Genomic DNA, 25999 nt, shown 5'->3' with positions numbered 1-25999 from the left:
ATAAGTTAATACTCGTCAGGAGACTTGGAGAGACCATAAGCCGCTCGGCATCCGCCGCAGCGATGTTCGTGGTCTTTTTTTGTACCTTTTGATGATTCGGTGTCAGATTATATAGCAGACATGTACAAAGTTGGAGGGATAGATGATGGGAGAACAGGGATTTGCTGCACAGGAGAGAACGGCCGCTTTGGAGCGTATGGAGCGTGAGCATTTTGATATTTTAATTATTGGCGGCGGCATTACAGGGGCGGGAATTGCGCTGGACGCAGCGGACCGCGGGTTGAAGACGGCTCTGGTGGAAATGCAGGATTTTGCAGCAGGCACATCCAGTCGTTCTACCAAGCTGGTGCATGGCGGTCTTCGTTATTTGAAGCAATTTGAGGTTAAAATGGTAGCCGAGGTCGGGAAGGAACGAGCCATCGTATTCGAAAATGGTCCTCATGTGACCATCCCGGAGCGTATGCTGCTTCCTTTTCACCAGGGCGGCACATTTAATGCGTTCACCACCTCGATTGGTTTGCTGGTATATGATTTCCTCGCCGGCGTGAAGCGTAGTGAGCGCCGCCGCATGCTGGACATCCAGGCTACGCTGGAGCGCGAGCCTTTGCTGAAGAGAGAAGGACTGAAGGGAAGCGGTAGTTATGTGGAGTACCGCACAGACGACGCTCGACTGACGATTGAGGTGATGAAGGAAGCCGTTACACGCGGGGCGCTGGCCGTGAACTATGCCAAGGCTGACAAGCTGCTATATGACAGCGGGCGAATAAGTGGCGCCAGTGTAACCGATCGGGTAACGGGAAAGCCGTACGAAATCAGGGCTTCACTGGTCATTAACGCTGCCGGGCCATGGGTGGATACGTTGCGGGAAATGGATCGCTCCAAAGAGGGCAAGGTGCTTCGCCTGACGAAGGGTATCCATTTGGTCTTCGATGCGGAGCGCTTCCCACTTCAACAGGCCGTGTACTTCGATACACCGGATGGACGCATGGTATTTGCGATCCCGCGTGACGGCAAAACCTATGCAGGTACGACCGACACGGTGTATGAGGGAGATACGGCGCATCCCCGGATGACTGCCGAAGACCGGGCGTATGTGCTTCAAGCGATCAACGGGATGTTCCCGGATGTGAAGCTGACGGTTGCAGATGTGGAATCCAGTTGGGCAGGGGTACGCCCGCTCATTTATGAAGATGGTAAAAGCCCTTCAGAAATTTCACGCAAGGACGAAATTTGGGAATCCCGTTCAGGTCTGATCACGATTGCAGGCGGCAAGCTGACAGGCTACCGGAAAATGTCCGAACTCGTCGTGGATCGTGCGGTACGGAAGCTGGGCCGCTTGCATGGGCAGAGCTTTCGGGCATGCCGCACGAGGCACATCCCGATTTCGGGCGGCAGTGTAGGTGGCTCGGCGGGCTGGGACGCTTTCGTGAGCAAGCAAGCCATAGCGGGCGCTGCGCTTGGTCTGCCGCCAGAAACCGCCAGAGCATGGGCTGTTCGCTATGGCTCTAATGCGGAGCAGTTGTTTGCCATAGCGATACGGAGCATGAAGAACGCCACCGAGACGGAAGCGGCGTTGCCTATAGAAGTGCGTGTTCCGCTATTGTACGCGATGGAACAGGAAATGACGGTGACGCCGTCTGACTTTTTCATACGCCGAACCGGGGCACTGTTCTTTCAGATTGCCGAGGTGAAGCGCTGGAAACAGGCTGTCGTCACGTTGATGTCCGAACATGCAGGCTGGAGCACCGAGCAAGAACGCCAATATACGACTGAGTTGGATGCTTACCTGTACGAAGCGGTGACCCCTGTAGAGGTAGAGGCGAAACCCGGCGTTGTTAAAGCTATCTGACAGGAATGACGATTGTGTATGCCTGAGCGCTCCGCTTCACCACAATCGTTTCTGTTCTCACTGCAGCTTGAAGTGAAAAAGGGACCTACAAAACAAAAGCAGCGATTCTCTATTTATAAGAGAATCGCTGCTTCTTTGTATAAGGATGGCTTACAGTATCAAGTGGAACAGGAACGGCGCAGCCGCCAGGGTAAAGAGGGCGGCGAGCACCATCGAGATGCTGGAGATGGTACCTGTCAGCGAACTGAATTCGAATGCTTTGGAAGTACCCGTACCATGAGCACCGGTACCGAGCAACACCCCACGTGAAACTTCATTTTCAATCCGGAACAGCTTGACGATCATCGGGCCAATAATAAGACCGCTCAATCCGGTCAGAATAACGAATACAGCCGTGACTGTCGGATTACCGCCAATCGTCTGCGATACATTCATCGCAATAGGTGTCGTAATGGAGCGAGGAATCAAGCTGCTCAGCAGCGAAGAATCCAGGTGCATCCACTTGGCGAGCGCCATGGAGGATAACACGGCTATGACCGATCCAGATAACACACTAAGCACGATTTGAGCCGCGTGTTTTTTTAACACAGGGAAATATCGGTACAAAGGGACAGCAAATGCAATCGTAGCTGGCTGTAGCAGCATGGATAGAAAATGAGCGCCTGAATTATAAGAACGGTAGTTCACACCCGTCAGCGTCAAAATCAAAATGATAACAACAGGTGTAATGAGCAATGGGGACAAATACACCTTGGGCAATGTGCGGTACATACGTTTGGCCATCCAGTAAATAGCAAGTGTCAATATAATACATAGAAGACCGGTCATGATGATTTATGCTCCTTTCGTTTACCAAGCAGACTGGCGATCATACCTGTGCAGGCCATCACCAGAAAGGTGCCAAGCAGCACGACCAGCATAATGCTCATGCCGTCGTGTTCCAGCATCGGCCAATAATTCATAACGCCAACAGCAGAGGGAATAAAGAATAATAGCAGCTCGGCCAGCAACCAGTTTGCGCCAACCTCGATCCAGCTCAGTCGGACCACGCCCGTTTGCAGCAGGATAAAGAGAATCAACATACCGATGATACTACCGGGTATAGGCAGGTGGAGCCAGGAGACCAGCGCGTTCAGGATGAGCGAAAAGGCCATCAGGACGGCGATCTGAAGGACACCGCGTATGAAGCTTTTCATATATAATGTCTCCTATCTTTGAGATCCGTTATTTTCAAACTGTAATGAAATTTTACATCACAAGCTTTCATGAGTAAAATGCATATAAAGAATGAAATCTATTCCGTTTGGCTATGAGGGAAGGTGTAGTTTTGGATATCCGACATTTACAATATTTTTTGGAAGTCGCGCGGTTGCGCAGCTTTACCAAGGCAGCTCAGAGCATGTTTATTACTCAACCGACGATCAGTAAGACGATTAAAAGCCTGGAAGAAGAATTGGGAGTTACTTTGTTCGATCGTATTGGCAAAAAAATCGAACTGACGGATGCAGGCAAAGTCATTGAGCTTCAGGCACAAGCGATTGTGAAGTCATTCCAGAGCTTATCCTCAGAACTGAGTGATTTGATGAACCTGAAAAAAGGACATATCCGCATCGGTCTGCCTCCTATGGTCGGGTCTAGCTTTTTTCCGCGTGTCATTGGTGAATTTCACAAGGCTTTTCCTGATGTGACGATTCAATTGTTCGAGGATGGAGCGAAGAAGGTGGAACAGGACGTAGAAGCCGGGGCGCTGGATATCGGGGTGATTGTGCTGCCTCCGGTTGGAGATATGTTCGAGACATTTCTATTTGTGGAGGAAAAGCTGAATTTGCTCGTTCATCCAACGCATGCATTGGCTGAGTGCAAGGAGGTGCCGCTATCCGCATTAGCGGAGGAGGCATTTGTACTATTCCGTGAGGATTTTACGCTACATGACCGTATCATTGCCGAATGTGTTCGTGCTGGCTTTCAGCCGCGTGTAGTCTATGAAAGCTCCCAATGGGATTTGATCAGCGAAATGGTTGCTGCCAACCTGGGAGTAGCGTTATTGCCAGAGGCAATATGCCGGGATTTGGATTCCGAACGCTTGCGTGTTCTTCCGCTCGTTGATCCTGTCATTCCTTGGCATTTGGGGATGATTTGGCGGAACGATCGTTATCTGTCCTTTGCCGCCAGAGAGTGGATTTCTTTCACACAACGCTTGTTGCAGACAGCATATGGCGGAAGTCGTCGGTGAGAAGGACGGATGTGGCTTACATCATAAAAAAGCTGCCCCGAGGGGCAGCGAAGTAGCTTGCTTCTATGAGTGTGTTTGGTTGATTGCGCGCTTGGTGTGAAGGTACTTGTCCATAATACGGTCAAGCCTGGAGGATTTGTCCAATACACGTTCATCTCTTAATCCGTGTAAGTCAGCCATGCGATTCAGTTCACGGCGTTCCTTTTCCATGAGTTTTTCCAATTGTTCGAGGTCCACAAAGCCCACCCCCCATGTCGATTGTAAGGCATGTCTCCATTAGCGGCAGAAGTTTTTATTAACGATTGTTATTTCCATTTTACCACTTTTTATTAACATTAATCCAGCTTTCCTGACATTTAGCGACTAATAATTATGGTTTTGCCATTTTTACCTGATTACGTCCTGAACGTTTAGCTTCATATAATGCCTCGTCTGACTTTTCCAGTAAGTGCCTTGATGCAATGACAGGAGAACTGCCTGCGCCGATGGATACGGTTAAAGAGATCACGGTTCCGTCATTCAAGAGAAAACATTCATTTTCCACAGCTTTCCGAATCTTTTCGGCAAAGCTTGCTACTTTCTGACTATCGCAATTTCCAATTATAATGGCAAATTCCTCTCCACCTTTACGGGAGGGATATGCTCTCGTAGTCGACTCCCGGTTTAACAGAAGTCCCAGCTGGCTTAAGACGGTGTCTCCGTTCAAATGACCATACGTATCATTAATTTTTTTAAAGTGGTCAATATCTAGCATCACAAGTCCAAAGGGTTGTTTCGTAGCCTTGGAGGCATGAAGTGCCTCTTCAAACAACGCATCAAAGGCACGTGGACTGTATAGCCCGGTTAAATGATCACGATTTGCAGCTTCTTCTAGCAGATGAATAGCCCGTTCTGTTTTTTTGATATGGGACATCATAAAATAAGTGAACAAGCCGCCCAGCATCTTAACGGTTGTGATTATTATAATAGTTTCCGAATTCGGAGGATTAGCCACAAAGAAAGTAGATAACAGCGACACAACAACAGCTCCGAGCACGGCTGACATCCATTTGCTGAGTGTTAGCCTTTTTTCTCGAATAAAGATAAGTGAAACGATTAATGTCATGAAGCAATTGACAGTAGCAGTCAGAGAAATATCCGTCCAACCCCCTGTGAGGTAAATACGGTACAGACTTATGATCAGGGTGGTCAGCAGACCGGATACCGATCCTCCCATATAAACAGATATGATAATCGCCAATTGGCGCAAATCAACCACAAAGTACCCCTGGATCCATAAACCGGTCATCATTAACAGAATGCCAAACAGGCCCAGCATTAAACCGTTGATTACCTGATGAATGAGTGCATGGTTTGTCAGGTAACGTTCATATTTCCGTGAAAACAAATTTCCAAAGAATAAGAAGCTCGTTAATAACGCAAAATTGTTAATTAATTCTTTTAACATATCCCTGTCCTTTATGCTGTGATGTGAGTTGTAGTATCGTTGGGAATAAAGTAAAAGGCCTCATTTTCTATATTTCGGTAAAAAGTAGATATGAATGAATACCAATCGACCACAAACGATTCTTATGTCCCTTACGTTTCGTTGATCTACGTGGTACAGTGTAAGGACTATGACCGGAACGGGTGATCGTATGAAGGAACCAATTCACATATCGGTGCGTCCACTTGTGGAATATGTGCATCGGAGTGGCAGCATTCAGAGCGGCTTTCGCTCGAATAGCAGTATGCTGGAAGGAACTCGCGTGCATCAGGTTATCCAAAAGGGTTACAAAGAGCATGATCGCAAAGAGGTACATTTACGTACAGAAATTTCGCATAAGGGCGAATTGTTCATCATTGAAGGTCGCTGTGACGGGCTGATTGAGCTGGACGGCGTATGGACGGTTGACGAAATTAAATCGATCTCTCTGCCCCTCGAAGATATTCAGGGAGACGGCCAGCCCGTGCACTGGGCACAAGCATTTCTGTACGCCTATATGATTGCTCGTGACGAGCAACATCATTCCATGCAGATTCAACTTACTTATGTACAAGCGCACAGTGAAAATATTCGCCGCTTTAGACGGATGCTATCTTTTGCAGAGCTGGAAGCTTTCGCTCAGGAGATGATTGCTGGTTATGCACCGTATGCATTCCTGCTGAGAGCACATGCGGAGAAGAGGGATGCCAGTATTGCTAGGTTAGACTTTCCCTTTGACACGTATCGCTCAGGTCAGCGAGCTTTAGCAGGTTCGGTGTACAAGACGATTGCCGAAGGAGTCAACTTGTTTGCCAAAGCGCCCACAGGCATTGGTAAAACCGTTTCCACCTTATTCCCTGCGATTAAGGCAATGGGCGAAGGGCTGGCTAGACGAGTATATTATGTAACGGCTCGTACCACAACCCGGGCAGCTGCTGAAGAGGCTTATGCCCGAATGCAGGCCCAAGGGCTGCACATGCATGTGGTAACGCTGACGGCGAAGGATAAAATTTGCTTCAAGGATGAAAATGATTGCGATGCAGGAGCATGCAGCATGTGCGAGGGCTATTACGACCGGATCAACGGTGCGGTGTCCGATATTTTGGCGAATGAGACGTTAATGACGCGGGCGGTGATTGAGCATTATGCGCGCAAGCATAAGGTATGCCCCTTTGAATTTTCACTAGATGTGGCATATGCCTCGGATGGTATAATCAGTGATTATAATTATGTTTTTGATCCACGAATTTCTCTGAAAAGATTACTGGAGGAGCACAAGCGAAAAGGTGTTGTACTGGTGGATGAGGCACACAACCTGGTGGAACGTGGCCGGGACATGTTTTCGGCGGAAATCCTGAAATCTTCTTTTTTGGAACTGAAAAGAGAATTTAAGTCACTAAACCCGGAGATTGCTGCGGCTGCGAGTGCGGTGAACGCACAGATGATTACGCTGCGCAAGCTACATGCGGATACAGGAAAAGCAGTGGAAACAGCAGCACCGCAAGAGGTGCTAGAGCTGCTAGTGCCTTTTGTGGAAGCCGCTGAACGTGAACTGGTGACGGGGAGCAGTACAAGTCGCGCAAGCAGTGAGGGTACGGCCTACGCATTGCTTCTGGATACGTATTTTACCGCTCAAAATATGCTGCGAATCGCTGCTTTATACGATGAACGTTACGTTACTTATATTGAAGCGGGGCGCAGTGAGGTGAGGATCAAGCTGTTCTGCCTCGATCCTTCGCACTTGCTGGGACAGGCTGTAAAGAACTACCGCTCAACTATATATTTTTCGGCGACATTGACACCGCTTGCTTATTACCGGGACATGCTCGGAGCAAGCGAGGAAGACTATACGTTACAGGTCCCTTCCCCTTTCCATCAGGAGCAATGGGATGTACGTCTGCTGCCGCTCTCCATCCGTTATCGGGATCGTGAGCGTTCCAAAGGAGCGATAGCGGATATGCTGGCTGGATTGGTTGCGGAGCGGAAAGGGAATATCCTTGTGTTTTTCCCGTCTTATCCATATCTGCGAGAGGTATATGAGGAATTCATGCTTCGGGACGTGTGTGCAGATACGCTGGTGCAAAGTCTAGGCATGACCGAACCCGAGCGGGATCGGTTCCTGGAGGCCTTCCAGCCTGGGCAAGAGCACACCCTGCTTGGCTTTGCCGTACTGGGTGGTGTGTTTGCTGAAGGCGTCGATTTACCGGGTGATCGCTTAAACGGGGTAGTGGTCGTCGGCGTCGGCTTGCCGCAAATTGGAGCGGAGCGGGATGTGCTGCGGGATTATTTTTCGGAACAGGGACGAAATGGTTTCAACTATGCGTATGTATATCCGGGAATGAACAAGGTTCTTCAGGCAGGTGGCAGACTTATTCGCACAGAGCATGACGAAGGGCTGCTGGTCCTGGTAGACGATCGTTTTGCCAAGGAGCCGTATGCTTCTTTGTTGCCAGATGAATGGAAAAGTTACCATTTGACAGAACAAGCAGGATTAAGGAAGGAATGGATGGACTATGAATTTTAATTTTCATAATGACTCCATACGCGGGGTGCTGCGTAGCTTTGGGCATGAGGATGCCGAGTTGGATAATATAGAGACTTTTGTGACATTTGCGCGCTTGGCTAACGGTATTTTCAGGGAAATGGATACAGATTTGACCAAGTTGGGGGCTTCTCAAGGTCGGATTATTGTTCTTAGCCTGTTGCATTGCCATGCGCCGCATCGCATGACACCATCGGAGTTAGCGGAAAAAGCGGATGTCACGCGTGGGACCATGACGGGACTGATCGACGGTTTAGAGCGAGATGGAATGATAGAACGTGTGGCTCACGAGAGTGACGGACGGATGGTGACTGTCGGATTAAAAGAGACGGGACGAGAACTTCTAAGCAAGATAGTCCCTTATTATACAAAGTTGATCCGTTCGTGTATGTCTGAGTTTACGCCACAGGATCATAAGATGATGAAGAGTTTGCTCGGAAAAATGAAAAACGGTTTTGAGCGGTCGTTGCCGAAATGCTGATTTCCTGGTGTCGGGAATAAGGAATAGGAGAGAGGGAATATGTTCTTTTATACAGATGAGGTCTATGAATCCCGTGATTTTGGCTCAATGGATGCCAGAGAAGGCGAGTGGAGAAATTGCGAGTTTACCCGATGTCGCTTTCGGGGCGTAGAGATGAATGAGTCGCTTGTAGAAGACTGTACCTTTGTGGACTGTGATTTTACCGGAGCCATTCTGAATGCATCTCACTACAAAGAATCTGCTTTTACGAATTGTCTATTCACCAGCGCCAATCTGTTTGTAGTCCGGTTTGATAACTGCAAGCTGGTAGGTTCAGATTTTGCGGGTGCCAATATGGACGGCATCACGATTACGGGTGGAGACTGGTCTTATACGAACTTGCGTCATGCCGATTTAAGAAAACAGGATTTGCGAAAAATACGATTTAAAGAAGCTGACTTATCCGAATGCAATCTGGAAAAGGCAGATTTGCGGGAGGCGGATCTTACCCGGGTAAGACTGCACAAAGCCCATCTTCAAGGAACGGACCTGCGAGGTGCGAAGATGGAAGGTGTCAATTTTAAAGATTTGAACATCACCGGAGCCAAGTTGGATATCGAGCAGGCAGTAGCAGTGGCACGCTCCTATGGAGCCAAGGTAGATAGCTAAAAGCACGGAGATACAGGAGCTATCCGACCTGTGTTACTCCGTGCTGGACAAATTGAGGACTACTAAATCTATTAGATTAATCTTTATTGGATACCGGTAGTAGTGGAATCGCTGCTGCCGGATTCTGATTGGGCAAACGATCAGCTCCCACGGGATCTAAAGGTTGTTGTGGTACCGTCCAGTTGCGTGCCGTATCTACGGCAGTTTGCTGTTCCAGCAGGCGCTTAGCCACTTCATAGCACTCTTCGACATGCCGATTGCCAATGGTTCGCATGGCAGTAAAGCCAATCGCCGCGGCTAGCCCTTGTCCCAGTAGCGGGACAAACTTGCTAACCTGCTTGGTGGCGATGCGAATTCCCATTTTCCGCAAAATATTCACAATGGCTTCTCGGGTGATAAGTCGCCCGATCAGCTTGCTGCCAACCGAGGTGATAAAGCCATACACCATCGACTTGGTTTCTGCATCCAGACCCTCCAACTGCTTTTCAGATAATCCGAATTTTTCATTAATGGCAGGCAGCAGCTGCATCAATATGCCAACATCTGCGAGAACGTCAGCTCCCGGAATCGGGACCAATACAGCTCCTCCCGAAGCTGCAGCCCTTTTCGTCACCATGGATTTGCACTCTTTGCGGATCTGCTCCAACTCTTCTATTGTTCGAAATGTCATATGCATCTCTCCTTCATACGCTTCCGATTAGGACCTATCATTCTACCCTGTTATTACACACATTTCTACCTTGATTAAGCACGGAGCAACAAAAAAACGCTCACTCAGGCTCTATCGCACATTTACTCCTGTGAAGCGATCAGGCATAATGAAGGATGGTTGCCGATAAAAGAACAAGCCTGTTTTACGGGGATAAAGGAAGGAAGAGACAGATGAGTCAGACAAACGTTTATTTTAATCATGATGGTGGAGTGGATGATCTAGTATCCCTGTTTATGCTGCTTCAGATGGAACAGGTTCATTTGACCGGAGTATCGGTTATTCCAGCAGATGGTTACCTGGAGCCGGCGACGGATGCCAGCCGTAAAATTATTGATCGTTTTGGACAAAATAAAGGCCCTGTTGAAGTCGCCAAGTCTAATTCACGCGGTAAAAATCCGTTTCCTGCCGCTTGGCGTTTACATTCCTTCTATGTAGATGCATTACCCGTGCTGAATGAATCGGGCCGAATGGAAGCACCACTTTCATCCCTGCCAGCTCATCAGCATCTGATCGAAAAAGTACGCGGAGCTGAAGGTAAAACGCTGTTGCTATTCACTGGACCGCTAACCGATCTGGCACGGGCGCTGGATGAAGCACCGGATATTGAAGCCAAGATTGAAAAGCTGGTATGGATGGGCGGCACCTTTGAAAAAGGGAATGTGGAGGAGCCGGAGCATGACGGTACCGCAGAGTGGAATGTGTTCTGGGACCCGGAAGCGGCATATCGGGTATGGCAAAGCGGCATCACCATTGATCTGGTAGCGCTGGAAAGCACAAGCAAAGTGCCTTTAACTCCTTCCGTACGCAATCGTTGGGCTGCCGAGCGCCGATATGAAGGCATTGATTTCCTGGGCAATTGCTACGCAGGATGTCCTCCGCTTGTGTACAGTGAGACCAACTCAACATATTACCTATGGGATGTACTGACTACTGCATCTGTAGGACGCCCAGACATTGTCAAGAAAAAGACCGTGCATTGCAGCGTTATCGCAGAGGGCCCAAGTCAAGGCAGAACGGTGGAGCAGGCGGATGGACGTCCTGTGAATCTGGTATATGATACAGACCCTGAAGCCTTTTTTACGTATATGGCGGATTTGGCTAAGCTGGCTGCGCCCAAACGTTACTAAGCCAACGGTTTACGGACCTGTGGCATAAAGTGATCATACTGTTTAGTATGTATTCATAGCTAAAACCCGTGACGTTATCGGTCACGGGTTTTATTACTATAATCTGCGCCCCATATGATTACAAACCTACTGCTGTTTCAGGCTGACTCCTGGTATATTTTCAGAGTAAACTGGAGCGTGATCTCCGTCCCTCTGCCAGGTTCGCTAATCCCTGTCATTTTACCATTCATTCGTTTCAACAGCTGTTTGGTAATCTGCCAACCCAAGCCGGGATTGTCATATGAGGGAGAGTACCCATGGTCATGCTCAAGCCACAATTTCAGCTTATTCGGAGATATACCAATTCCGGTATCCTTCACCCGTACTTCCAATTCAACCTCAGGCGCATCGGTCACAGATTGAGTGGTCGCAGATAAGATGACTGATCCTGTGCTTGTAAACTTCACTGCATTATCCACCAAATTAATCAGCATACGCCGAATTTTAGCCTCATCCCCGATAAAAATAGGCGAACTGGCAAGATTCCAATCCAGCTTCAATTCTAAATTCCGTTGCACAGCTACTTCTGTGTACAAGCTCAACACATTTTCCATCATCGTTCTCAGGTCAAACGGGTCCTCAAGATCATCAATCTGTCTGGATTCAATATTGCTATAATCCAAAATATTATTCAACAGCATCATAAGTGAGCGACTGCTCGACTCCATGATACTCATATATTGCTGTTGTTCTTCTGTTAACTCCGTGGTCAGCATGAGATCCGTGGCTCCCCAAATTTCAGTGAGCGAAAACCGAATTTTATTACTCAGGGAAGAAATCAAATCCAGCTTGTTCATAGAAGAGACTTCAGCATCGAACTTGTCTTTTTCCAGTTCTACCACATAACCCAGAAATACAGCCATAGCCTGAAGAGCCTTTATTTCCGTTTCTGTCAAATGGGCAGATGGCGCATCCAAAACACAAATGGTTCCGTAAGCCTGACCATCTTTCATGCGAATAGGAATTCCTGTAAATGAGTGGTTCCCAATGGTTTTAGTCACATCTAAACCACATGTATGCGGGTGAGTAGACGTTTCCGAAATGGTGAGATAATCGGCTGAATGCTTCAGCACCAGACTGCAATAGCTAAGCTCAAAAGGAAGCTCCTCACCATTGCGAACCAGTACCTCTTCCCGGTTAAATGAATCTAAGATCACATTGGTAACCCCATCGTTAGCGGCAATAAAAATGGTATTTACATGTAAAATATCACTCAGCACATCAATGACGTGTGCGGTAGCTTCTTGAATACTATTATAAAAACCTGTAGGTGAAGTAGTCATGTGTCTCCAATCCTGATGCAAAGTGGTGGTGATCAAAACTCTAGTAGTTTGTGTACCCCATTCCCGGTTCTCTGAAAGTGTTGTTGGAGCGTATCGTTAATTATACATGATTATTTCATTATAAACCGAGCTTTCTACTTCGATTTACCTATTCATTTGCACAAACCTTCATCTCCTAGGTCTAGTCTACAGTTTTTCTGAGAGGTATGGGGTATGCGAGTACACATTTATGAAATCATAAAATGATTTTTTTGGTTTTTTATACATTCGTTTGCAATCTCATCATATGAAAAAAGTGTAATTAAATAGGAGGATAGAACCAGTAAAATCATGTAAATATTCTATATAATAGGTTCAGAGGTGGAATTATGAATAGACTGGAAGCCCTAGATCACTTCCATAAGACCTATGGGGAAGCTGTGTTGAATCAGAAATTACATCAGGTGGCGTCTTTGTATGAGCACAGAAAAGAAGAGCTTATCTTCTCTTTTATCCAGTCCTTTCAATTGATCTGCCTGCAAGCGAATTCTGCAGAAATGGCCAAAATAAGCATCGGATATATTACCTATTCTATGCGGCGCACATATCTGATGGATCGCAATTATAACTATGTCATCGAGGTGTATGGTAAGGATTGGTACTTTGACCCTCAACCTTGGCATGGAACCTATGATGCAGGCTGGGCGTTCAGCTTGTTGGCAGAACTGGAGGACGAACTGAATCAGCTTCGAAAACCTTATATGAATAAGGTTATTCAGCCTGATGTCGAGCGATATGTCCTTCAGGCTGTGTGGGAATTTCATCAATACATTTTGAAATTAGCTAAAGACGCTATACAGCAGGCTGTACAACTCCCTGAATTCCAAGCATTGAAATGCGAGAACGATTTGGAAATAAGAATAGGAGAGTATAAAGGAATCAGTGAGGTGGTGTATCCAACAGCTTATGGAGTACTACATGATTCAACAGGATAATCGTATTACAGAGTATATGTTTCCAGTAGAGACAAATCGTAGACAAATGTTGGAATGGGCAGAACGCTCATTGTGTACTGATGAAGAGTCTATTTTGCAATGTTATGTATCAGGCGATGCGGACTATATTGATTTTATAGAGCAACCAGTAGCCATTGTTTCTGAGCAACTAAAGGAAATCTTTGATATATACCAAGCCGGATTACGCTGGAAGCTGATTGTTTTTGCTGATATGCAGCGTATGCAGCAAACGAGGTATTGGCTGACTCATCCGCCTAGCCTGATGTGTTTATCACCACTTAGCGAATGTCATAGGGACGGTACACTGAAGAAAATCATTTTAGATGAATATGCAGTCGAGAATCATAAGATATTCAGGGTTCAGCATGCCAATCAGCATATCATTGTGGACCTAGATGTGGCTGAATGCATGTTGAAGTTTAATCTGACAGGGATGAAATTACAAAAGGTCGATACGGAGAGGCCGTCTATATAAAGGAGAGTCCGATCATGAGTGAGAGCTATGTGGTGGATGGGGCGCAGATACACTGTACCTATGGAAGTCATTCGGGCAGGTTTAGTGTTTCATCTAACAGGGGGATTAGTATTGGTGATAAATTGCAGGGGAATATTCAGGATTTTCACCCGCAGACGCATATCCAATCTTTCGGCATGTGCCGTAGTATGCACAATCCTGCAGTTTCTTCTGCTAACAAGGGCAATTCTGGGAGAATCATTCCGCAGCCCTGCAAACCGAGCGTGTCAATGCCTTGGTTGAATGGAAAGAAGGATGTATACGTAGATCAATCTCCGGCTCTGATGAGCTGCTCCACGAACCTATGCATGTGGTGCGGAAAAATTTCATTCACGTCAGATGGGCAGGAATAGCTACTCATTGTAGAAACATCACATGCTAAGACAAATGGGGGGAGTAAGATGGGACTGGCAGGAGCTGTGCTGACTTATGGAAATATTAGAGTGAATGCGCCGTATGAAATTGTCCGTCTGCTGGATATTCAATTGACACAGAAGGTAAATGAGCACGGCAAAGTGTACATCACGGCTCTCATACCGGATGAAGATCATGCGAAATATGATGGTTTAGCCCATGATGAGGATGTGCTAGAGGTATACGAGATGGATGAAGATCGAGGCACAGTAAGCATCTTTAAAGGAATCGTCACCCATATTAGAATTGGTTTCAAAAATGGTGTATATCACATGTACATAGAGGCAGCCTCTTTTACATATATGCTGGATCGACAACGGAAAAATCGTTCGTTTCAAAACAGCAGCTTGACGTATTATCAATTGTTTAGGGAGCTTATAGATAGCTATCCACACGGCGATTTTATTGACATGACGGACAGTAACCAAAAGCTCGGCGGCTTTACTATTCAGTATGGGGAGAGTGATTGGGAGTTTCTGAAAAGGATGGCCTCTCATCTGCACACTGGTCTGATTGCCGAGATTACATCCGTATTTCCGCGACTATGGTTAGGTACCTCCAAAGAACAGGTGAAAGGTGAGCTGAGCAGCATTAACTTTTCAATCCAAAAAACAAAGTCAGGCCCCCAGTATATGTATGCTGAAGTGGAGGATACAAAACGTTTTGAACTTGGAGATGTGGTCTTGTTTCGGCGAAAGCATTGGGTGATTGATCAGATTCATGCAGAGATGAAGCAAGGTATTATGACATATGACTACGTTCTCGTTCCAGAAGCGGGCATTCCGAGGGAGGTTATACATAATCAGTTTATCAAAGGTGCTTCTATTGAAGGGAAAGTTATTGAATTAAATAGCGAAAACGAATCCGTTAAACTTCACTTGTCCGTAGACTCCACGCAGTCCAAGGCTGAAGGGTGCTGGTTTTCTTACCCCACTATGTATACCGGTGATGGGATCGGCTGGCATTGCATGCCCGAGCTTGGGGATCATGTTCATTTGTATTTTCCATCCAATAAGGAAAAGGAAGCTCGTGTAGTTCAATCTCTGCGTAAGAGAGACTACACAGGAGATGAAATCAGCCAGCCGTCTAGAAAGCTGTTTCATACCAAAACACAAAAAGTGGCGAGATTCGATGATAAGGAATTAGCCCTCTCCACCCAGAAAGACAAGATACTTGTACGCTTAAATCCTGCTTCGGGTATTCACGTGTACAGCCATCATGATCTTACATTTCACGCCGATACAGACTTGGTGCTGCATGGCAAAAAGGTACAGATGACCGCTACTCGCGAAATATCTCTGGCGTGCAAAAACAGCTATATCCGAACCGATGGAACGCTCCATATCAAGGCTAGTAAGTTCATGAAGAATCAGATGCCTGATGCCGAACTGAAAGCTTATCAATCCCTGATTCAAGAATTAAAAGGGAAGGGATCTCCACAGTGGGTGCAGGATTTGCTGCTTCAGTACAAAACCGACTACTACAAGGCCGTGGCAGCAGGGGACAAAAAGGGGGCCAAGGAAGCAGCAGCCAGGGCCAAGCAATTGCGTCAGCAGGTGGCAGAAATAGATCGTATGCCTGCCTGGGCCAGAGCGCAAATGCATGAATACACGTCCCAGTGGTGGGAAGCGCACGGCGCAAGCGACAAGGCCAAGCAAAAGCAGATGCATCTTCTTGCCAACCAACTGCGTGACCATGTGCTAATTAACGAACTGATTCGTGGGCATTCAGCTAAATCCTATCTCGATGCGAATCGGCTGGAGGAGCTTTCCGGGCAATACGCCGATGCGGCTCATAAGCTGACCGTTGCCGACCAAAAGGCTATGGCTAAGGAAGCGGTGGCCCTGCGGAGTAAGTATGGCGTGAACAGCCAGCTCGCTAGAGAGAATTTGAACAAGCTTGCCAAAAAGTATCCAGACAGCTTCTCGTACAAGCTACCAACTACAGGTGATTGGGATAAAGAGCTTAACGCCGCACTGCACGATTTTGCGAAAAAATACGGCCTGGAGAATAAGGGCTATGGTCGTGATGTGCTGGCCGTATACCTGCATCAAGTAGCCAATGGCATTCTTCCATGGCCTAAGGTTAGCAAGCCTGCAACGCCAGCAGTTCCAACAACGAAAACGGAACCGGGCAAGAAGACGCCGACTACTCCTGATAAACCGTCGAAAGAGGAAACGAAGCCATTAGATCCTAAGGATTATAAAGATGGATTGGTAGCGGTGAAAAAGATTGAAAGCTATATAAGTAGTAAAGGCATAAAAGGTAATCAAGCCCGGGCTCTGTACAGAGTAAACGATTATACCAATAACAGTATCATTCAAAAGAAGCTGTCCTCGAATCGTAAAGCACCGCTTGTGTTTTTCTTTGAAGGGGATGGTTCTTATAGTTATAAGCAAAAAGATCATCCAGAGGGTCGATATGGAGCTATGGCAATTGTGGTGATAGATGGCGAGATTAAGTATACAAGTAAAACTGCTAGTACGCTTCCTGACTATGAAAATGAGGACGCCACGGTAAATGATGGGGTATATGAATTTGTAGGTGGATGGCACAAAATTAATAATCTAAAAAAGAGGTATCCAGCGTTACGCGTTAGAAATGGAGGAGTGGTACCTTCAACGAAAGGTAAGAACAGGAAGCCCCATAATGCAACTGGTATCAACATTCACAAGGGTTACGATGAAGATAAGTTGCCTGATAAAACTTCAACTGGCTGTATTACGATCCATAAAGATGAGTTTACACAATTTCTTATTGTGCTAGGTGTGGTGAAGCATTCTTTAAAAGAAAAACCTAATGAATCGATTCAAGGACTAGCTATAATTGACCGAAAAGACAGAGAGAAATAGTATAAGCAATGAAAAAAAGTAGTGTGTAGGAGGGAGGGGGTTGAATGAGGAAAACAATAGTATGTTGTCTGGCGTTTTCAATTTTATATGGTTGTGTCCAACATAATGATAGTGCAACACAGAGCGAATATAACAAAAGTAATACAAAGCAGGTAGTAAAACCAATACAGAATAATAAACAGACAAAGTGGATGTGGCTTCAAGGAGAAAATGATAGTGAGTCTTTAGACTATTTGGCGAATATGGATGACTCTACAGGCAATACCTATATTGATTTAGATGACATTGTAGATGAGTTATATGTAAACAATAAGGAGAATTTCCCTAAAAGTGAACTGGAGATACACCGAATCTCTGATGATGGCAAAGTCATAGTTTTATACAGAGAAACAAACTATTTGAATTATAGTGCTTTCCTAATCTATGACTTATCCACGTCTAAGAAATTATATCAGTTCAATATACCAAATAGCTACTATGCTGTGGTATCCCCTGATTTAAGTAGATGTATTTATACAAAGAATGGGGACTTTTATCAATATAGTATTCAGGAACGACTTACTAAAAAGCTCAATGTTTTGAGCTATACAGGCACAGATGATTCTGCTCTTTTTGATCATTTTTCTCCAGATAGCAAGAAGCTCTGTATACAGGATGGGTATAATAACTTAATCATTTTCGATCTACTGAACAATAAAGAAATTAATCGAATCAGCATGGGGCAAGAGAATATACAGGTTAAAGAATGGCTTAAGAACGACCTACTGGTCTATACCAACAACGATACTAACCGGACATTTATGTTGAATTTAAAGAATGAGCAGAGGAGGTTGTTGGAAAAGGCCTCTGAAGCTCCTGTTTTAACCTTGGATAGCCGCGTGACCGCTTATTTGAACTCGTCGGGAGAAGTAGAACAACATGATACTCAAACAGATCTGCGTATGAAATACCCTGATATCATGCATAGGATAGGATTCCCCACCGTTCCTAAACAATGGGTGCAGACTACAACGAATTTGATGCGATATCAGAAAAGTATTCCGGCAAAGAAGATTAGCGCATCTTCTACGCTTTCTGACCAAGCAGGGAACTCCTATGCTGCCCGTAACATCATGGATGGAGATGCGAGCACAGCTTGGTGTGAAGGAGTTAAGGGAGACGGAATTGGAGAGTGGATCAAAATTGATTTTGGTTCTGTACAAGAACTGAACGGTTTCAAGCTTATCAATGGTTTAGCTAAGTCATCCAATGCCTTCCAAGCAAATAATAGAGTTAAACGAATGAAACTGGAGTTTTCAAATGGACAGACCATGATGATAGATAATGATTTTATAAGAAACGAATTTCTGGATAAACCTATTCATACTTCTTTTGTGAAAATAACGATTGAGGCCGTAGAGCGAGGAACCAAATATCACGATACATGTATGTCGGAGATACGATTCTTCTAGCATCCCTAACAAAGGAGATAGCCTATGAAATGGAAAGAGCCAACGTTTGGTGCAACCCCTATGTTGAAAGCTTTAACAACCGCTAATGCACACAGAAAAGCACAGGCTTTTGATCTGGTGGCAGAACAGAAGAAACAGAAACTGAATTACCCCGACTGGGCCCAGTCCTGGCTGCGTAAATACAAAGAGGACTGGTACATCGCTCAAGCCAACGGTGATGAGGTAGGCATGCGTAAAGCACAAAAGCTAGCAGAGGGGCTACGAAGCAAATTACGTGAAATGGCCACATTCCCCAAGTGGGCTCAAGAGGAAATGAAAAAAGAAACAATCCGCTGGATGACTGCAGAGGCAAGCGGGAATATCAGGGAAAAGTTAGCTGCTGAGAAGGTGGGACGAGCCATTCGAGAGAAGTTGGGGCTGATCGATACTAGTATTAAAGAACCACCAAAAGAACCAGTTACCAATAAATCAAAGGATGGTTCTAAAACTGAACAAGCACCTCCTGATAAATCAGGAAATGATAGCTTTGAAGCTGAGCTTGCTAAATTTCCGGAATCATACAGGCCAGCTCTAATAAAATTACACAAGCAGCATCCTTCTTGGCGCTTTATAGCAGAAGAAACGAATGTAGATTTTAATAGTTTTCTCAAGGCAGAAATGAAAAATGGACTGGTGTGTACGGAAGTAGACAAATATGGATATTCACCATCTTGGAGAGACCCTAAGTTCAAATATGATAGAGGATATAACGCCGCTTCCCCTAAAGCAGTTTCATATTTTTTAGACCCGCGTAACTTTCTGACTGAATCTCGTGTATTTCAATTTTTGTCGGGAAAGTATGATAAGAACACTCAAAATAAAGATGCTGTTAATAAAGTGCTCAGCAAGAGCTTGGCTAATAAAGGGGATGTATTCTTAAAGGCAGGTGGCAATGAAGCGAGTGCAGTATTTTTAGCAGCAAAAGCTATGGTTGAATCAGGGGGCGGAACTTCAACTTTAGGTAAGGGACAGGTTCCGGGATATATCGGATGGTACAATATGTATGGCATTGGCGCAAACGATGGGAGTGCGCTCAAAAATGGTGCAAAAAAAGCTAAGTCAGAGAATTGGAATTCTGTCGATAGTGCAATAATTGGTGGAGGTAAATGGATTTATAGAAATTATATTCAAACAGGGCAAGATACGCTTTATAGCTTAAAGTGGAATGTAAATTCCTTTAGGAATAACGGAACTGTTAGTAAGCAGTATGCCACGAATATTATGGATGCTTATGTAAAATCGGATCGCTTTTCCAAGGGTCTTAAAACCGTAGATGCACCTCTTACTTTTAGAATACCCGTATATAAGAATATGCCTGCAACGGCTTGTCCTGAACCTACACAGGCTTCATCAAGGTAATCAAACTATCATAAAATAGGCATTTTGAAAGAAGGGAAAGTGTGATTAGTGATAAGTTATTTGCACTCGTTTTAGTTGTTTTAATTCTTAGTGGTTGTGGTGTGAATAAAGAGGCCGAGGTAAAAAATATCGCTCCTAAACCATCTACATCAACTGTTGTTAGTCCTGAGATAACGGAAGATACTAGTAAAGTTACTGTGGAGGATACTGGGAAAACTAATGTGCAAGATTCTAACACCTTAGATCAGTTTATAAAGGAAATCCAACCCCCAAATGAGCAGCTTCAGAAAATGCTAAGAGAAGATTTGGACCTTGATGGAAAGCCGGAATACGTGCTTGCTTTTGGGTTAGAAAAAGGGGTGATTGACAACATATTTGTAGTCCGGAAGGATGCTGGCTATCATATCATTGGTAAATTAGAGGACCCAGTTATGGTTGCACATCTTAATACAGACATGAAAATTATGAAATTAGATCAAACAGAACAAAAATTTATAGTTGTATATTCAACTAGCGAAGTGAATGAGGCAGAAGGCTTCTCTATATTTGCTTTGAACCATAACCAAATTAACAACCTTAATTACAGTTATCCAGAAGCAACAGGGCAAGGGAGCAGGAAGCTAGAGGACATTAATAAAGATGGTGTTTTTGAGGATGTGAGTTACTACCGTTTTCAGGATATTCAACAACATACGATAATAACATATCAAAAATTCGACAGCACCGGACCCGAAAAAACAAAAGTACTATACGAGAATGGAAATAAAAAATTTGTATATCCCACGGTTCCCAAAGATATTATTCAAAATTATTTGGAAGATCGTTATCTTATGAATCGCTTCTTGATACACTTGCCTGAAATGGCGGAATTCACTGCGTTGTCAGCAAGCTCGAAAAATCATTTTGAAGATATCATAGATTTTTCCGCTATGGACTATACGGGATTAGATCTGAACATAAAAGAGATTGCTAATGAGGCTAATCAGCGGGTGTTTTTGGTAAAGAGTAGCTCAGAAGAAGAGGAATCAAACCAAGGACTTCTATTTACATTAGAAAAGCAGTCAGGCAAGTGGAAGATTATGAGTATAGAGATGAACGATAAATTGTAGAAAGTGTGATATCCAGCATGAATTACTTGAAGTACGGGCGAACTTGTTGCGTCCTGTTACTACTCATTTCCTGTGTAGTGCTGAATGGGTGCATGAAGGGACAGGATTCTCCAGCAACTGAAACAAATCATGTACTATCTCTCCAAAATGACGATAAAACAACTTCCTATTCGAAAAAGCTGGATACGTTAGTGAAAAAACTTCATATAGTCAACGATGAAAATAAGGATTCTGATACCAGACAAAATAAGCTTGAGGAGTTCACACAGGAACTTAATTCGTTGTTAAATGATCCTGAAAGTTCAGAGATGAAGGATGAAGAATTAGTAGAAAAGTTCGATAATAATCTCACTATCTTAACAAAATCGTTTCAGTTAAAAAGTGGGCAGCTAAACGTTAGAATTGTGAATTATAGAGCACCTAAAACCCTGACAGATACGATCGGAGATAAATACACATTTATTCAGTGGTGGAGTTCGAAGCAACTTGTACACGCCCAGATGATTGAGGATGGCGGGCCAGAATTGACTACAGACTTTGTGGTTCGAGATTCAGACCAAGGAATACAGTTGTGGTTAGGGGGACATGTTTCCATATATCATCCAGATCCCGTATTTGTTGCGTTGTGGGAATTCTCCAGAGAAAAATGGACACAGAAAGAAATAGTAACAGATAAGATAAAGCTTCCGGATGCGTGGGAATTGAACGAGAATACAGATGAGTTTATTTTAGAGAATCGACAACATGATAGCATGAGTATCGGAGTTTTAGACCACGGCGATGGTTTCTTAATAGACAGTGATGATTCTGAACAAAACCTTATCATTGAGTTCTCCAAAAGTGGAGAAGTCCGTATTGATTCCGAATATAGCAGCGCCTTGAATACTTATAGTGAACGGCAAAGTTATGAACTCATTCAAAAAGAATATTCAAGAAATGGAATAGTGATTAAATACCCTCAAATTATAAAACTCAAGGATATTGCAAAGCAGAAATCTTTAAACCAAATTCTTAAGACTGATGCTTTAGAAGGATTACAAAACTATGCGGATTCCAATGCCGGAGTCCATGTCGAAATTGATTATGAGATCAAACGACAAAGTGAACGATTCTTGAGTGTTCAATATACGGGTATTCATTATATGAAGGATGCAGCCTATGCTACTCATATGTTTTATACCACGAACCTGGATATGAGGCAGGTTTCAAGAATAAGATTGAGAGATCTGATAAAAGTCGAGAAACCTTTTATTGAGCTTATAAAAAGCGGGAAGATTACAACTGTTCAGCCGGAGCAACAAGGGTTAATCGGTGATTTCACAAAAGATGACTTGATTCAATTGTTAACAAATGCGGATGCAACCAAAGGTTCGCTTGCGGAAGTAGAAATGGAATCGTTTAGTTATCTCACAAATGATTCGTTGGGAATGAGTGTACCTATGGCTCATGTAGTAGGGGACCATGCGGAGTATGAAATTCATTTTGCACAAATTCCAGAGAATATCAGGCAGAATGAGAAACTATGGAGTGAGCTAAGTTCTGTTGAGGATCAGTCTGTTTCCACAGTTGGCGGTGAAAAATTGGATACCGACCAATATGAAATTGAAGAGTCGCAGTCTTTTCAAACTACTCTCGAAGGCTTTGGAAAAGTACGTTTTGTATCCACATATGGGTATTCAGAAGGTTTTCGTAAATTCTTTTTCTTCCTACTGGATGACCAAGGACATATTCTATATCCATTCCCCAATTTCTACGGGAACCGTGAGTGGGTTGCACGTTACGGAGGAGTAGAAGCAGTGGCCTTCAAGGATGTGAATAAGGATGGATTGAAGGATGTTATCATCATTGCCGATGTTGACAACGGGATTCATGGGCCTGGTAGAGTTGATGAATTCCCTATAGCGGATATTTATTTTCAGAAAAAAAATAAAACTTTTACCACGCTCCCTGCATTAGATGAGACTCTTAACGATCAGGGACATAATCAAACCATTAAAGATGTCGTTCAATACGTAAGCAAACAACGGATAAACGTAAACTAACCGATAAAAAGGAGCGGTAACATGGGATATCCAATCATCAAGTATAACGGGACGGTTTTATCTCTTAAAAATCCGAAAGTTAAAGTTGTACAGAAAATGAATGAGCATGTGAAAGTCTTTTTGACAGGTGTGTTAACTGGGACTCAAATGGAAGAGTACACAGATCATATGGAGGCAGGGGCGAAGTTAGTTGTTTCTTATATGAATGATGATCATACACAGATTGTGTTGTTTCGGGGATTAGTCACACAGTTCAGGATCAAGTTGGTGTCCAATGTAGCTCATTTGGTTGTCGAAGCTCTATCCTATACAAGCCAGCTGGATGAAGTGCTGCATAGACAATCTTTTCAAAATGTAAAGATGAAGCTGCAAGCATTGCTTGAACACGTGCTCAAATCCTATCCCAAAGCCAATTGTACGAGCCGGTTGAAGGATCAACTTTTACAGGAATTTACGATGCAATTTGATGAGACGGACTGGTTGTTTCTGAAACGTATAGCGTCACGGCTCGGTTGGGGACTAATACCTGATCCGATTGGAGAAAAACCTCAGTTTTATTTTGGATTACCAGACGGCGTCAATCAAGGGGAGCTCAGGCAGTATAACTACTCCATGACCAGAAAAAACAAACCAGGGGCAGGTAAGGACGACAACCTTTTGTATTATAAAGTGCAAACGACAGGGGCCAAAGATGTCCTGCTGCAAATGGGGACTGAGGTTAAATTTAAAGGGAAAACTTTATACGTCCTGCAGTCTGTGGCATTTATACGTCATAGTGCTTTGTGGCATGAGTATGTGCTGACTACAGCGGATGGAATGAAACAGGATTTGATTGAAAATGAAAGTATTCGTGGTATCTCGTTAAAATCGAAGGTTATTGGAATCGAGCAGGACCACGTGAAGGTTTTCTTTTACGAAATGGACAAGGTTAAGCCGAACGTTAAGGAAACCTACGCTTTTCCAACGGCTACATTTTATACATCAGAAGGAAACACAGGATGGTACTGTATGCCGGAGTTGTTTGACTTTGTAGACATTTACTTTCCGACCGCTAAAGAAAAGGACGCCCTTGTAACCCACTCGATCCGCAAGAGATCCAAAGGCGGTGATTTTATTAAGGACCCGTCCACGAAGATTTTTATGACCAAGTACCGCAAAGCTATTATTTTTGAGAAAAATGAAATTTTAATCACGGGGAACGACGATGAAGTAGTGATTCGGCTACTGGATGACCACGGGATTGAGTTGCGGAGTAAAAAGGACATCCGTGTTAAGGCAGATGGAAACCTAGTATTCAATGCGGGGAACACCATTCAAGTCACAGCCAAAGATGCCATCGGTTTAAAATGTAAAACGAGCTTGGTCGAAATGGACGGTAACATTAAAATGACTGGAGAAAAGATAAAGACGCAGTAAATAAAATCACCAAGAGAGGGGGAGAAGCATGGCTAAAGAAACTACAGGAGCAATCGTGAATGAGAAAGCGCCAACTCAGGAGGATATCGTCCAGGAATGGAAACGTAAAATAAGCAAAGGCGAATATCCCTTTATTTATGTAAATCAGCCTCTCACCCAAAGTGACAAACGGTATACGGGTCAGGCAACGAGTAATAAGGCTCCTTAGGAGCCTTATTTACTATTTTTAGTAGCCCAACTAAAGAGAATGTTCATCTGTGCAACTTTCACCTAACATACAGTTACAAAGACCTATTCCGCCCAAGCTATGTACTGTGACCAGAAATACTGAATTCAATGACTTTATACTTATTTTTCCTCTCGACTATATCACTCGTAAATAGGATGCACTATAATTATACTACTTCTTAATTTGGTAAAAATTAGACGTAACATTTATAATAGCTCTTCTCAGGAAGAAAGGGTCTTGTATTTGGGAACTTCGCTGTTGATAAACCAATCTGGCCCAGAGACGTCGATCACTTCTTTGGTTTTATAACTATAGTAGATGGTAATTTTACTGTCTTCGTGACCCTTAATGTACCCATACAGATATATTCTAGAGTGGACAGCAGGATCATCTACAACATAATCCTTTAATATGAAGTCGGCATTATAGTGCTCTTTAATGAATTCCACAGCGATAGGAGTGGCAACGGTTATTAATTCTTTTTCTTGAGATACTGTGGACCCGCATCCTGCTAGAATAAGTGGCGCCATAAAAAGTATTAGACATAGCTTAAAAGGTATGTTCATTTATGTACTCTTCTCCTAACATACAGTTACAAAGTCCCAATCGTTATTAGGTATGAACCGCGACCAGAAATGCAGTAACCAACGACTTTATACTTATTTTCACCTTCATCTATACCACAAGTAAACAGGAAATATTATAATGATTTTACTTCCTTAGATTGGAAAAATGTATTCTTGAACTGGAATGAACTTAATATGCCTTTTTTTCATACAAATGGTTGATTTTTAAAATGGTGGAACATTCTTTTTAGGGTATCGACTGTCAATGAACCAATCCGGTCCGGTTACACTAAGCACTTCCTTTTTTTCAAAATCGTAAGCAATAGATATCGATTGACCTTCATGTCCTTTTATATAGCCGATTAGATGAACTGTATTATTAACATAGCTACCTATATAGTCATAACTCTTAAATATGAAATCAGCTCTATAATATTTTTTGATGTATTCTTTTCCAATAGGAATACCTGTTCTAACGGCTTCTTCTTTTTTTACATTTGATGCGTACTGCATGTAATAGAGAGCTCCTACTAGGATGAAGATTAAGATAAGAGCAGTAACCCAAAATTTTTTCTTTTTCAATTTTTAGATGCTCCTTTTTTGAAAGTATCAACTTTTTCTAACTTTATAATAT

24 protein-coding genes are annotated in these 25999 nt (G+C 44.0%); 16 read left to right on the top strand and 8 right to left on the bottom strand.

Annotated features, from left to right (window positions below; translation table 11 throughout):
• Positions 1-145 precede the first annotated feature (145 nt).
• The gene (locus ABEW32_RS01760; protein WP_430184660.1) at positions 146-1849 is read left to right on the top strand and encodes a glycerol-3-phosphate dehydrogenase/oxidase; all 1704 of its coding nucleotides are present in this window, start codon (positions 146-148) and stop codon (positions 1847-1849) included.
• A gap of 150 nt (positions 1850-1999) precedes the next feature.
• Here ABEW32_RS01760 and ABEW32_RS01755 read toward each other — a convergent pair whose 3' ends face one another.
• Together ABEW32_RS01755 and ABEW32_RS01750 are read right to left on the bottom strand one after the other, a co-directional pair.
• A complete protein-coding gene (locus ABEW32_RS01755) occupies positions 2000-2677 on the bottom strand; it encodes a CidB/LrgB family autolysis modulator (RefSeq protein WP_430184139.1) in 678 nt (225 codons plus the stop codon).
• The gene (locus ABEW32_RS01750) at positions 2674-3045 is read right to left on the bottom strand and encodes a CidA/LrgA family protein (RefSeq protein WP_430184137.1); all 372 of its coding nucleotides are present in this window, start codon (positions 3043-3045) and stop codon (positions 2674-2676) included. The genes ABEW32_RS01755 and ABEW32_RS01750 overlap by 4 nt, the downstream gene beginning before the upstream one ends.
• A 131-nt stretch (positions 3046-3176) precedes the next feature.
• Here ABEW32_RS01750 and cidR point away from each other — a divergent pair, with 131 nt between their 5' ends.
• Complete coding sequence (cidR, locus tag ABEW32_RS01745) at positions 3177-4082, top strand: cidABC operon transcriptional activator CidR (RefSeq protein WP_430184135.1); 906 nt, start codon at positions 3177-3179, stop codon at positions 4080-4082.
• Between the two features lie 63 nt (positions 4083-4145).
• Here the strand turns inward: cidR and ABEW32_RS01740 are convergent, their stop codons facing one another.
• Together ABEW32_RS01740 and ABEW32_RS01735 are read right to left on the bottom strand one after the other, a co-directional pair.
• Positions 4146-4319: a Spo0E family sporulation regulatory protein-aspartic acid phosphatase gene (locus ABEW32_RS01740; protein WP_430184133.1), complete on the bottom strand. Its 174-nt coding sequence runs from the start codon at positions 4317-4319 to the stop codon at positions 4146-4148.
• A gap of 133 nt (positions 4320-4452) precedes the next feature.
• The gene (locus ABEW32_RS01735; RefSeq protein ID WP_430184131.1) at positions 4453-5529 is read right to left on the bottom strand and encodes a GGDEF domain-containing protein; all 1077 of its coding nucleotides are present in this window, start codon (positions 5527-5529) and stop codon (positions 4453-4455) included.
• Positions 5530-5698: 169 nt separating this feature from the next.
• Between ABEW32_RS01735 and ABEW32_RS01730 the strand changes: the two genes are divergently transcribed.
• From ABEW32_RS01730 to ABEW32_RS01720, 3 genes are read left to right on the top strand one after another with little or no spacing between them, the layout of a single operon-like run.
• On the top strand, positions 5699-8071 hold the full coding sequence (locus ABEW32_RS01730) for an ATP-dependent DNA helicase (RefSeq protein ID WP_430184129.1): 2373 nt from the start codon (positions 5699-5701) through the stop codon (positions 8069-8071).
• Positions 8061-8570 carry a MarR family winged helix-turn-helix transcriptional regulator gene (locus tag ABEW32_RS01725; RefSeq protein WP_430184127.1) on the top strand — a complete coding sequence of 170 codons (510 nt, stop codon included), beginning with the start codon at positions 8061-8063 and terminating at the stop codon, positions 8568-8570. The genes ABEW32_RS01730 and ABEW32_RS01725 overlap by 11 nt, the downstream gene beginning before the upstream one ends.
• Before the next feature lie 39 nt (positions 8571-8609).
• A complete protein-coding gene (locus ABEW32_RS01720) occupies positions 8610-9218 on the top strand; it encodes a pentapeptide repeat-containing protein (protein ID WP_430184125.1) in 609 nt (202 codons plus the stop codon).
• 76 nt (positions 9219-9294) lie between these two features.
• Here ABEW32_RS01720 and ABEW32_RS01715 read toward each other — a convergent pair whose 3' ends face one another.
• Positions 9295-9888 carry a hypothetical protein gene (locus tag ABEW32_RS01715; RefSeq protein ID WP_430184123.1) on the bottom strand — a complete coding sequence of 198 codons (594 nt, stop codon included), beginning with the start codon at positions 9886-9888 and terminating at the stop codon, positions 9295-9297.
• A 212-nt stretch (positions 9889-10100) separates the two neighbouring features.
• On the opposite strand from ABEW32_RS01715, the gene ABEW32_RS01710 reads away from it, so the two are divergent.
• Positions 10101-11057 (top strand): nucleoside hydrolase, encoded by a 957-nt coding sequence (locus tag ABEW32_RS01710; protein WP_430184121.1) that lies wholly within the window; start codon positions 10101-10103, stop codon positions 11055-11057.
• 137 nt (positions 11058-11194) lie between these two features.
• Here ABEW32_RS01710 and ABEW32_RS01705 read toward each other — a convergent pair whose 3' ends face one another.
• Positions 11195-12379 carry a GAF domain-containing sensor histidine kinase gene (locus ABEW32_RS01705; protein WP_430184119.1) on the bottom strand — a complete coding sequence of 395 codons (1185 nt, stop codon included), beginning with the start codon at positions 12377-12379 and terminating at the stop codon, positions 11195-11197.
• 368 nt (positions 12380-12747) lie between these two features.
• On the opposite strand from ABEW32_RS01705, the gene ABEW32_RS01700 reads away from it, so the two are divergent.
• From ABEW32_RS01700 to ABEW32_RS01655, 10 genes are read left to right on the top strand one after another with little or no spacing between them, the layout of a single operon-like run.
• On the top strand, positions 12748-13353 hold the full coding sequence (locus ABEW32_RS01700) for a hypothetical protein (RefSeq protein ID WP_430184117.1): 606 nt from the start codon (positions 12748-12750) through the stop codon (positions 13351-13353).
• On the top strand, positions 13337-13849 hold the full coding sequence (locus tag ABEW32_RS01695; RefSeq protein WP_430184115.1) for a hypothetical protein: 513 nt from the start codon (positions 13337-13339) through the stop codon (positions 13847-13849). The genes ABEW32_RS01700 and ABEW32_RS01695 overlap by 17 nt, the downstream gene beginning before the upstream one ends.
• A gap of 14 nt (positions 13850-13863) precedes the next feature.
• Positions 13864-14241 (top strand): DUF4280 domain-containing protein, encoded by a 378-nt coding sequence (locus ABEW32_RS01690; protein ID WP_430184113.1) that lies wholly within the window; start codon positions 13864-13866, stop codon positions 14239-14241.
• 48 nt (positions 14242-14289) lie between these two features.
• Positions 14290-17154, top strand: a complete 2865-nt coding sequence (locus ABEW32_RS01685) for a phage baseplate assembly protein V (RefSeq protein ID WP_430184111.1) — start codon at positions 14290-14292, stop codon at positions 17152-17154.
• 44 nt (positions 17155-17198) lie between these two features.
• Entirely contained in the window at positions 17199-18605 is a 1407-nt protein-coding gene (locus tag ABEW32_RS01680; RefSeq protein ID WP_430184109.1) for a discoidin domain-containing protein, read from the top strand.
• Positions 18606-18629: 24 nt separating this feature from the next.
• Positions 18630-20003 (top strand): N-acetylglucosaminidase, encoded by a 1374-nt coding sequence (locus ABEW32_RS01675; RefSeq protein WP_430184107.1) that lies wholly within the window; start codon positions 18630-18632, stop codon positions 20001-20003.
• A 41-nt stretch (positions 20004-20044) separates the two neighbouring features.
• A complete protein-coding gene (locus ABEW32_RS01670) occupies positions 20045-21112 on the top strand; it encodes a hypothetical protein (RefSeq protein ID WP_430184105.1) in 1068 nt (355 codons plus the stop codon).
• A 17-nt stretch (positions 21113-21129) separates the two neighbouring features.
• Positions 21130-23154, top strand: a complete 2025-nt coding sequence (locus ABEW32_RS01665) for a polysaccharide deacetylase family protein (protein ID WP_430184103.1) — start codon at positions 21130-21132, stop codon at positions 23152-23154.
• 21 nt (positions 23155-23175) lie between these two features.
• A complete protein-coding gene (locus tag ABEW32_RS01660; protein ID WP_430184101.1) occupies positions 23176-24570 on the top strand; it encodes a hypothetical protein in 1395 nt (464 codons plus the stop codon).
• Positions 24571-24598: 28 nt separating this feature from the next.
• Positions 24599-24778, top strand: coding sequence for a hypothetical protein (locus tag ABEW32_RS01655; protein WP_430184099.1), 180 nt, complete (start codon positions 24599-24601; stop codon positions 24776-24778).
• Positions 24779-25020: 242 nt separating this feature from the next.
• Here ABEW32_RS01655 and ABEW32_RS01650 read toward each other — a convergent pair whose 3' ends face one another.
• On the bottom strand, positions 25021-25365 hold the full coding sequence (locus tag ABEW32_RS01650) for a hypothetical protein (protein WP_430184097.1): 345 nt from the start codon (positions 25363-25365) through the stop codon (positions 25021-25023).
• Positions 25366-25590: 225 nt separating this feature from the next.
• Positions 25591-25947 (bottom strand): hypothetical protein, encoded by a 357-nt coding sequence (locus ABEW32_RS01645; RefSeq protein ID WP_430184095.1) that lies wholly within the window; start codon positions 25945-25947, stop codon positions 25591-25593.
• Positions 25948-25999 lie beyond the last annotated feature (52 nt).

The sequence above is a fragment of the Paenibacillus jamilae genome, from assembly GCF_050482105.1.
Classification (GTDB): domain Bacteria; phylum Bacillota; class Bacilli; order Paenibacillales; family Paenibacillaceae; genus Paenibacillus; species Paenibacillus jamilae_B.
The sequence above is the reverse complement of the archived record's forward strand: the minus strand, read 5'-3'. Positions and strand labels throughout refer to the sequence as shown.

What these genes read in the sequence shown, in the direction of transcription:
- ABEW32_RS01685 (WP_430184111.1), top strand. Translation starts at nt 14,290, where the DNA reads ATGGGACTGGCAGGAGCTGTGCTGACTTATGGAAATATTAGAGTGAAT.
- ABEW32_RS01680 (WP_430184109.1), top strand. Translation starts at nt 17,199, where the DNA reads ATGAGGAAAACAATAGTATGTTGTCTGGCGTTTTCAATTTTATATGGT.
- ABEW32_RS01760 (WP_430184660.1), top strand. Translation starts at nt 146, where the DNA reads ATGGGAGAACAGGGATTTGCTGCACAGGAGAGAACGGCCGCTTTGGAG.
- ABEW32_RS01730 (WP_430184129.1), top strand. Translation starts at nt 5,699, where the DNA reads ATGACCGGAACGGGTGATCGTATGAAGGAACCAATTCACATATCGGTG.
- ABEW32_RS01725 (WP_430184127.1), top strand. Translation starts at nt 8,061, where the DNA reads ATGAATTTTAATTTTCATAATGACTCCATACGCGGGGTGCTGCGTAGC.
- ABEW32_RS01710 (WP_430184121.1), top strand. Translation starts at nt 10,101, where the DNA reads ATGAGTCAGACAAACGTTTATTTTAATCATGATGGTGGAGTGGATGAT.
- ABEW32_RS01715 (WP_430184123.1), bottom strand. Translation starts at nt 9,888, where the DNA reads ATGACATTTCGAACAATAGAAGAGTTGGAGCAGATCCGCAAAGAGTGC.
- ABEW32_RS01695 (WP_430184115.1), top strand. Translation starts at nt 13,337, where the DNA reads ATGATTCAACAGGATAATCGTATTACAGAGTATATGTTTCCAGTAGAG.
- ABEW32_RS01660 (WP_430184101.1), top strand. Translation starts at nt 23,176, where the DNA reads ATGGGATATCCAATCATCAAGTATAACGGGACGGTTTTATCTCTTAAA.
- ABEW32_RS01755 (WP_430184139.1), bottom strand. Translation starts at nt 2,677, where the DNA reads ATGACCGGTCTTCTATGTATTATATTGACACTTGCTATTTACTGGATG.
- ABEW32_RS01650 (WP_430184097.1), bottom strand. Translation starts at nt 25,365, where the DNA reads ATGAACATACCTTTTAAGCTATGTCTAATACTTTTTATGGCGCCACTT.
- ABEW32_RS01720 (WP_430184125.1), top strand. Translation starts at nt 8,610, where the DNA reads ATGTTCTTTTATACAGATGAGGTCTATGAATCCCGTGATTTTGGCTCA.
- ABEW32_RS01735 (WP_430184131.1), bottom strand. Translation starts at nt 5,529, where the DNA reads ATGTTAAAAGAATTAATTAACAATTTTGCGTTATTAACGAGCTTCTTA.
- ABEW32_RS01750 (WP_430184137.1), bottom strand. Translation starts at nt 3,045, where the DNA reads ATGAAAAGCTTCATACGCGGTGTCCTTCAGATCGCCGTCCTGATGGCC.
- ABEW32_RS01705 (WP_430184119.1), bottom strand. Translation starts at nt 12,379, where the DNA reads ATGACTACTTCACCTACAGGTTTTTATAATAGTATTCAAGAAGCTACC.
- ABEW32_RS01665 (WP_430184103.1), top strand. Translation starts at nt 21,130, where the DNA reads ATGAATTACTTGAAGTACGGGCGAACTTGTTGCGTCCTGTTACTACTC.
- ABEW32_RS01675 (WP_430184107.1), top strand. Translation starts at nt 18,630, where the DNA reads ATGAAATGGAAAGAGCCAACGTTTGGTGCAACCCCTATGTTGAAAGCT.
- ABEW32_RS01655 (WP_430184099.1), top strand. Translation starts at nt 24,599, where the DNA reads ATGGCTAAAGAAACTACAGGAGCAATCGTGAATGAGAAAGCGCCAACT.
- ABEW32_RS01700 (WP_430184117.1), top strand. Translation starts at nt 12,748, where the DNA reads ATGAATAGACTGGAAGCCCTAGATCACTTCCATAAGACCTATGGGGAA.
- ABEW32_RS01690 (WP_430184113.1), top strand. Translation starts at nt 13,864, where the DNA reads ATGAGTGAGAGCTATGTGGTGGATGGGGCGCAGATACACTGTACCTAT.